Annotated in this window: 4 protein-coding genes; all 4 read right to left on the bottom strand. The window is 56.6% G+C overall.

What is annotated here, in order from left to right; all coding sequences use genetic code 11:
- Window positions 1–207: 207 nt before the first annotated feature.
- Window positions 208–4,275 carry an AAA family ATPase gene (locus QZ377_RS12210; protein ID WP_291441470.1) on the bottom strand — a complete coding sequence of 1,356 codons (4,068 nt, stop codon included), beginning with the start codon at window positions 4,273–4,275 and terminating at the stop codon, window positions 208–210.
- Entirely contained in the window at window positions 4,275–5,597 is a 1,323-nt protein-coding gene (locus QZ377_RS12215) for a DNA repair exonuclease (RefSeq protein ID WP_291441471.1), read from the bottom strand. The genes QZ377_RS12210 and QZ377_RS12215 overlap by 1 nt, the downstream gene beginning before the upstream one ends.
- 491 nt (window positions 5,598–6,088) lie before the next feature.
- On the bottom strand, window positions 6,089–7,132 hold the full coding sequence (locus QZ377_RS12220; RefSeq protein ID WP_291441473.1) for an FAD:protein FMN transferase: 1,044 nt from the start codon (window positions 7,130–7,132) through the stop codon (window positions 6,089–6,091).
- A gap of 11 nt (window positions 7,133–7,143) precedes the next feature.
- Window positions 7,144–7,889 (bottom strand): RnfABCDGE type electron transport complex subunit B (gene rnfB / locus QZ377_RS12225; protein ID WP_291441475.1); only part of this gene is annotated, 746 nt, incomplete at its 5' end.

The following is a 7,889-nucleotide window of genomic DNA, read 5'->3' on the forward strand; positions in this document are numbered from 1 at the left end:
TTTCAAATGGTTCGCGGCAAAGCTTCAAAACGTCGAATGAAAGCAAAACATTCATTATCCGTTAGTGATATACGGTTTTGCGTTGATACGGTATGATGCAAAAACATTTCTCGCCCCAATCGCGTTCATAGTGCAGTAAATCAGAATGCCGCCGTCTAAAAGACGGCGGCATTCTGATTTTGCTCAATATAAATGCAAAAGACGAAGTCAGGCCGCCCTGATGACTCCGTGCTCCACATGAAAAAGAGCGGCAGCGGGGTCTGCTTTGCGCAGCAGGTCAACCATATGAGGCTGGCAGGTGAAATAAAGTATCTGATGTCCCTTGCCGTTTCCTTCAGCAGTCAGGTCCACAAAGGCGCGGGCTGTGCGTTCGGCCCTTTGTGGGTCGAAGTTGACCAGAACATCATCCATGATGACAGGCAGTGGAGCGGCGTGGGCCGCATGATTTTTTATATAGGCCAGCCGCAGGGCCAGATACGCCTGCTCGCGTGCGCCCCTGCTGAGATTTTCAGGGGCAAGCGCTTCGCCTTGAGCCGGCAGAATGCTTAGAGTTTTGTCTTCAAGAGAAGCATTGATCGCCTTCCATCGACGTCCGGTGATGCGTGCAAATATTTCCGATGCAAGTCGAATGACCTCGGGCTGGCGTTCGCGTTCAAAGGTACTTTTGGCGGCTTCAAGAATGCCCCGGGCAAGCGCTCTACGGCTCCATTCATATGCCATGCGCTGCATGCTTTCTTCAAGCGTGGCCGCCTGTTGCTGTAGCCTTGCCAGTTCGTCATCATGTGACAGGGCCTCCACCCTGGCGCGCAAGCTGCTGACCCGGTCACTCAGCTCCTGTTCCTTTTCCTGAAGTTGAGCAAGTTGCTCCGTGATCTCGGCGCAGCGACTTTCCTGGACTTCACGACTTTCATTCTCAAACTGTTGCAGAAAGTCCTCAAGCGGGCATTTGTCCGCCGCAAGACGCAAGGCGTCTTCAAGATCCAGCCTGCGTTGCACCAGTTTGCGCTGCTCTTCGTGTACCGCCGCCTGCCGTAAAAAATCTTCGGCGTCTTGCGCCCCGGCCAGAGCCAGTAAGCCGCATTCGGCATGCACAGCCTTGTCCAGAGCAGCCTGCGCGGCACGGACGTCATCATCAAGTGCAGAAAGCTCCTGTTCCATGCCCTGGCGGCGTGTGCGTGCCGTAACGGCGTTTTCCGCCTCTTCAAGTAAAGAATCAAGGCTGAGCAGCCAGTCCGGTTCGCCATCAGTAGTATCAACTTGGGGCGAACGGTTCAGGCTGTCGAGCGTAAGGGACAACGGGTCTCGCAGCGCTGCCAGTTCGGAGCGGCTTTGGGCCAGCTCCGTTTTGACACGTTCAAGAGCTGATTCCGCAGCCAGACAGTTCTCCATATACTTGAATGCCTCGCGGACGGTTTCCGGATCAAGCTCCGCTCCAAGTCCCAGGCCTTCAAGGCAGTGCGACCACTGGCTGCGAGCGGTCGCGAGCCGTTCTTCGGCATTGCGCAGTTCTGCGGTGGCTTCGGTCTGGCGAGTGAGGACGCGCTGCCTGTCGCTTTCTGCATTCTGCAATGCAGCTTCGGCCTTAATGCGCCGTTCCCGTGCGGCATCAGCCTCCCGGCATGATTCCAGTATCTGGCGCACAACTTCAGCAAGAATATCAGAAAAACGAGTTCCGAGCTGTGCTTCATTGCGGGGAGTAGCTGTTTTTAAAGATAATTCCTGTGGCGTGCCGGACGCACTGTCTCCGGCGGGCAGGCGCTCGGCTACGGCGGGGAAGCGCTGCATATGCTCTTCGGCATGGGTGAGTCCTTCCTCAAGCGCGCGGAGTTCGGCCTGTGCCGCAGCCACAGCACTGTATGCCAGACGGGCAGATTCAACTTTAGCGAAAAAAGCTGTGGCCCCCTCAGGCGCGGGAACATTGCCGACCTTAAGAGTGAGCATGAACTCATGCCAACGACGGCGGGTTTGCTGCACCACGCTTTCCGTCTCCTGATACTGGGCCTGACGCCTGCTTACTTCAGTCCGTGCAAGGTCAATGGAACGTTTGAGAGCATCCATGTCTTTGCGGGCACGTTCTTCAAGGAAGCATTGCTCCCGCTCTCGCTCCAACAATACTTCCGTGGCTTCCAGAGTGACCATATCCATATTTTGCACCTGAGCTGTACGGCAGAGCTGACGAGCCTGTTCTTCCAGTTCTGCCACATGGCCGGCGCAGGTTTCGCGCCGGCTGACCAGTTGTGCAAGTTCTTTTTTACGGCGTCTGGCTTCCGGCCCATTGTGGGGCAGGCCGCCTGCAAGAAAACCCACGCCACAGAGCAGTACAAGATAACCTGACCAGAGGTTGACCGGCACATCCAGACCTTCGCCCAAGGTAATGCTTGTAAGGCCCATACGCCAGTAGGTCAGCAGCATGGCTGCCCCGGCTGAGAAAAAGAGCAGGCCAAGAAGCAAGAGGGGCAGGCTTTTGATGCGCTTGACCGGAGGCTCGTTCTCCAGTCTTGCATCAAGTTCTTCAAGTCGTTGTTTTTCCGTACCCAGGGCGGAAGAAAGAGCGCGCAGCGAGCGCAGGGCCGCTGTGCGGGTATCAAGCGCCTCGCGTGTGGGGCCATTAATGCTTCGCTGTTCTTCCCGCAGTGCTTCCATGCGTGCCTTGCCGGCAGCAAGGTGTTCTTCTGCCTGTTGCACAGCCTGGGCTGCTTCGTCAGCATGTCCCAGCTTTTCCTGGACACGGCTGGCAAGTTCCAGCGCCTCCTCCTGCTGGGTCAACAGGGTATCCAGGGTCGCCGCAACGGTTGCGTCGTCCGCGGCATGAGAAGGCTGCGCCCCGCCGGACAGCCGTAATGGGTTGTACGCTCTGGCAAACATTGTATGTGCATCTTGCAAAGCGCGCTGGCGCAAGGGCAACTGACGGCGCGTTTCTTCCTGCCGGGCCAATGTCTGACGCAGGTCATCGCGCTGTTCATCATCTAGGGCGGCCACAGGAACGGGCAAAAGGGCAAGCTCATTTTGCGCAATGGTAACTTCGCGTTCGGCAATTTCCATTTCACGGTTGCACTGATTCAGGCTATCCACGGCAGCTTGCCGGGCGGATGTGGCAGCAGTCATTTCTCGCGCTTGTTTTTCCAGGTCCTCGCGGGCAAAAAGAGAGCGATCTGTCTGACGGATGCGGCTGCATGTCCAGTCCGGGCCAAGACGTGCCAATTCGCGCTCAAGGTCTTCTTCCGCGCGACGGCAGTGCTCTTCCTGAGCGGGCAACGCTGTCAGCGCATGACGGAATCCGCTTTTGCGTTCAGCCATGCGGCGCAGGGAGGGCAGCACCTCCAGAAGGGGTTGATCAAGTTGAATGGCATTGCGGCGTTCATGTAAAAGGTTACGTTTTTCTGCAAGCGCGGCCAGATGTCGTTCACAACTTTCGCGCGCTTCCTGTGCACGCGCCAGGCGGGCCTGCCCATCTTCGGGAAATGAGGTGTTGATGTGGCCCAGCCGCTCAAGGGCAGCGCAGATCATGCGCCATTCATTCCACTGCAGCCATACGCCCAGGCGACGTTCAAGCAGGCGACGTTCTTCTTCCAGATGTGATTTGTGGCTGCGCATGGCGGCCAGCTCTTCTTTTTTTACACCAAGCTCACCGGCAAGAGCATCAAAGCCCGCCTGTTGCTGGCGTAGCTCGGCCATGCGCTGGCGCAGATCGTTGAGCTGTTTGAGAGCCTGATTGAGAGGGGGTTTGCTGCCGCCGGATTTGAAAATTTCGTCCGTCTGTTTTTTCAGGATAGCCAGGGCTTCACCCGGAGAACGCAGGCCCGGGCCGAAGCTGGCACCATAAAGGGCGTGGCGCACACTTTCGCCAGTGAGATTGGCCATATTTTCCAGCTCTGTAAGGCTGAACCCGAAGACATTGCGGTATACGTCACGGCTGACGCCGGAAAGCAGGCGGCGCAGCACGTCTTCATCCAGAGGTTTGCCTTGGCCGTCTGTAAGGGAAACGTGACCTCCCGAGCCGCCTGGCCGACGGGTGAGGCGAAGGATGCCTTCTTCGTACGCGTTGATGGTGAGGCTACCGCCGGCATTACCGCCACGCAAAGGTCCGGGGATCAGTTTGCCTTCTCTGCTGTTGGGCGCAGGATAGCCCGCCAGAGTGGTGCGTAAAAATTCGAGGCAGGTGGATTTTCCAGCCTCGTTTTCTCCCAGAAAAATGGAAAGTCCGGGGGCCAGACCTTCAACCGTCATGTCGGAGAAAATGCCGAATCCGTCCATGTGGAAGGACTGGATATACATCAGCGGACCTCCAGAAGGTCTATGCAAAGTCGTTGAGCTTCTTCCAGCAGGGTCTGCATCTGGCTGTCATCCGGCTGGGCCAGTATTTTCCGTAGCTGGGTATGGCTGAACAGCGGCGACAGGGCTGGTCCCCCCACCTCCTGCAGGGCTTCATGGCTTTCACTCATACGCAGGGCCAGGCGCAGGGTTTCGCCAAGCAAATCTTCGCGTTGCAGGTACTGGGCGCTGTCCACGGGCGGGTTTGTGTCCACACGCAGGTCTTTGATCCAGACGCCTGGCGTACCCGAAGCAAGGTGTCCCATGCGTTCCAGGATGTCTTCCTGATTGCCTGTTTCGCGCAGCGCGGCATCCAGGCTGGTGCGGCCCTGTAGCCGAACGCGTGCAAGCAGGGCTTCGCAACCTGGCTCGGTTGCCTCAGCTGCCTGATCAAGGCACTGGGCAAGACGGTTTTCCACATGGTCAAGATGCTCCACGCCATCAATATCCAGGTCCAGACCAGCCCATTGAACCGGCCCAAGGCGCACAAAATCTGCATGACAAGCATACGAAGCGGCCTCTTGTTCCTCCGGAGGTCTTACTGCGCCGGGCAACACTTCTGAAGCGCGGGCCGTGACCAACAAACAGCCCCGTGGACCTGTTTCGTTGATATGCAGGCCCTGGCTGTTGCCGCAGTAGGCAATAAACGGATCATGGCTCAGAGTACGCCTTTCATGCACATGGCCAAGCGCCCAGGCATCCAGGCCGGTATTTTTAAGGTCCTCAAGCGAGCAGGGCGCGTAGCGGTCGGCCTTGCTTTCACCTTCGACTGTGCAGTGCAGCACGCCAAGCTGAAAGCAGTTATGTGTAACATCGCGCCGAAAAAGGCGGGCAAGGTTGCGGCCCTCGCGGGCTTTTGCGTGGCTTATTCCGTGCACCACGGCCAGAGGCGCTCCATTTTTTTTCACGATGTGGCGCTCAACCTCCGGGCCGAAAACCGTCACATTATCGGGCCAACGGATGGACTCGAGCATGGAGTTGAGGGGATCGTGATTGCCGTGGGCAATAAAGACGCGAACTCCGGCTGCCTGGAGCCGCAGGCAGCCATCGCGCAGACGTAATTGTGCTTTAACACTATGATCTTCTTCGTTATATACATCTCCGGCCAAAACAAGAAAATCGGGTTTTTCTGTTTCACACAAGCGAAAAAGCCGCTCCAGGGCCTTGAATGTGGCATCATGTAGCAGTTGCGCCAGATGCCCCCCCTGGGCCGCTTCTCGTGAAAGCCCGCGAAAGGGCGTGTCCAGATGCAGATCGGCCGCGTGAATATAACGTACAATGTCCATATTTGCCTCAGTGCTATGATAATGTATCGGCTCCAAACTCTAGACTTTTTCACGAAGCATGACAAGCACAGGAGATAGAACAAACTGGTTTTGAAGCTGTTCTGACGGCTGCGTGATCAGGCGCTTGTCACAAGAGCGTAAACCAGCTTTAGACGTTGCCAAAATGATTCATGAATGAAACAGCGCCGTAATCCATTCGCACTGTTAAACGGCATGATGGCTTTGAAATATTCAAGCCTGTACGTTGCTAAAGTTACGATGCAATAGCATGCACCTTGTGTAACACTGATTGCAAAAATTGCAGACATAAATGGCACGCAGATGAGAGAACGTCTTTACGAAAGCACGCTGCAAACGTAAAAAACGACAAGGTACGGAACATACATAAGCTCCGCACCTTGTCTGAAAAAAGATTTTTTCATGGTAAATTTGAGTGTAAAAATCTTCTACAAACATGTTGAAGATGCATAAATAACGAATTGCAATAGTGTTTACGCGCGACGTCCTCGCCAATTACGGGAACACTGCGTCAGTCCGTCATGGCGCAACAGGCAGCAGGCGCAGCCAGGCAGGCTGTCAGCTAAATGAAGAGCTTCTCGCGGGGGCATGACAGCCATGGCTGTGGCAAGCGCATCTGCCGTAAGGCAGTCGGGAGCGGTAACCGTCACGCTGGCCAAACCGGCACTGGCTCCCGTGACCGGATTCACTAGGTGGTTGCGGCTGGCATCGGCATTGTAGAAAATCTCATATATACCTGAAGTGCCCACCGCCCCATCATAGACCTCTATCACTTGCGGATAGGCACTTTTGCCATAGGGATCTTCAATGGCTATACGCCAGGGTTGTCCCTTGGCCTTGCCTCCGTTGACCGCAATATCTCCTCCAGCGTTGACACAGTGATTGGGATACCCCCCAGAATTGAGGCTGTGTGAGATGGCGTCTGCAATATATCCCTTGGCAATGCCGTCCAGGGTGATGCCCATGCCCTGCCGCTCAAGACGCAAGGAGCTTCCGTCTGCATGCACCCGTTCCATCCCCACCATTTCAAGGGCATTGCGCAGTTCCGCCTGATCAAGCTGAAGATGTTTTTGCGCCTTCTGTTCACGGCGGCTTTCAAGAAGGTGCAAAAGAGGAAGGACGGTCGGGTCGAAAGCACCGCCCGTGCGAGCATACATCTGCTGTGAACGCTGCATCAGGTGCATTAGTTCGGGCGGGGTATCGTTCAGGGAGGTACTTGCGTTGAGTTGGCCCAAAGGCCCACTGGCGCTGAACCTGGTCAGGATGTCGGCCATATTGCGGCCAAGGGCCAGAGCGGCGTTCACAGCCTCTCCGGCTTGTTCCGCAGAAGCTCCTGCCACGGTAATTGTAACCATGGTTCCCATAAACAGCGCTGTGCGGGTATAGGTTTCTTCACTGCCGAATGCCCGCGCCAGCGCAGCGGAAGGCGCAAGGCTCAGCAGCGGCGCGGCCCCAAGCATGCCCGCGCCCACAAGCGCGAAGCGAAGAAAATGACGGCGGCTCAAAAAGCTGGACATATAGCCTCCACTCAGGCCCCAGGCTGCGCCTGGGAGACATTCTGATCGGGTACAGGAGCCGCAAGGGGCGTGTGCGCCTGTTCATTGCAGCCGGATTCGCCACATTCCACGGCCTGAACCGGCCTGGTATATCTAAAAATGTGCCTGGGGCAGGAGGCTACGCACGCTTCCTGGCAGGCCGGGCCATAGGAGAGACAAAGCATGTGATCTATTTCTATACGGTCATCAACCATGCTTACCGCCTTGGCCGGGCAGGCCTTCACGCACTTGAGGCACTTGATGCAGCCGACTTTGCATACATCAGAAACTGCCCGCAGCTTTTCACGGGTGTTGCAGTAAACTGAAACTCTGGCCCGCAGCGGCGTCATTTCCAGAACCCCGCGTGGACACACGCCTACACAGGTGCCGCAACCAGTACATTTATCCTGGTCGACCTCCACAAGTCCGTTGACAATACGCATGGCATTGAACGGGCAGGCCTGCACACAGTCGCCGTACCCGATACAGGAAAAGGCGCAACAGTCGGTGCCGCCCCGCATGAGCGAAGCCGCGGCGCACGAGGGCAATCCTTGATATTCATAGCGCGCGCCGACCTGACCAGCCTGCTTGTCGCAGCGTCGCAGGGCGTACAGCGGTTCGGCTTCGGCCACGGTTTTGCCGGTGAGTTCGCCCACGGCAATGCTTCCCTCGGGGCCTCCGGCACAGCATTTGTTTGCTGCAATGTTCGGGTCATTGAGCACTGCAACGGCATATCCTT

The organism is Desulfovibrio sp. (genome assembly GCF_019424165.1).
In the GTDB taxonomy this organism is placed as follows: Bacteria; Desulfobacterota; Desulfovibrionia; order Desulfovibrionales; family Desulfovibrionaceae; genus Desulfovibrio.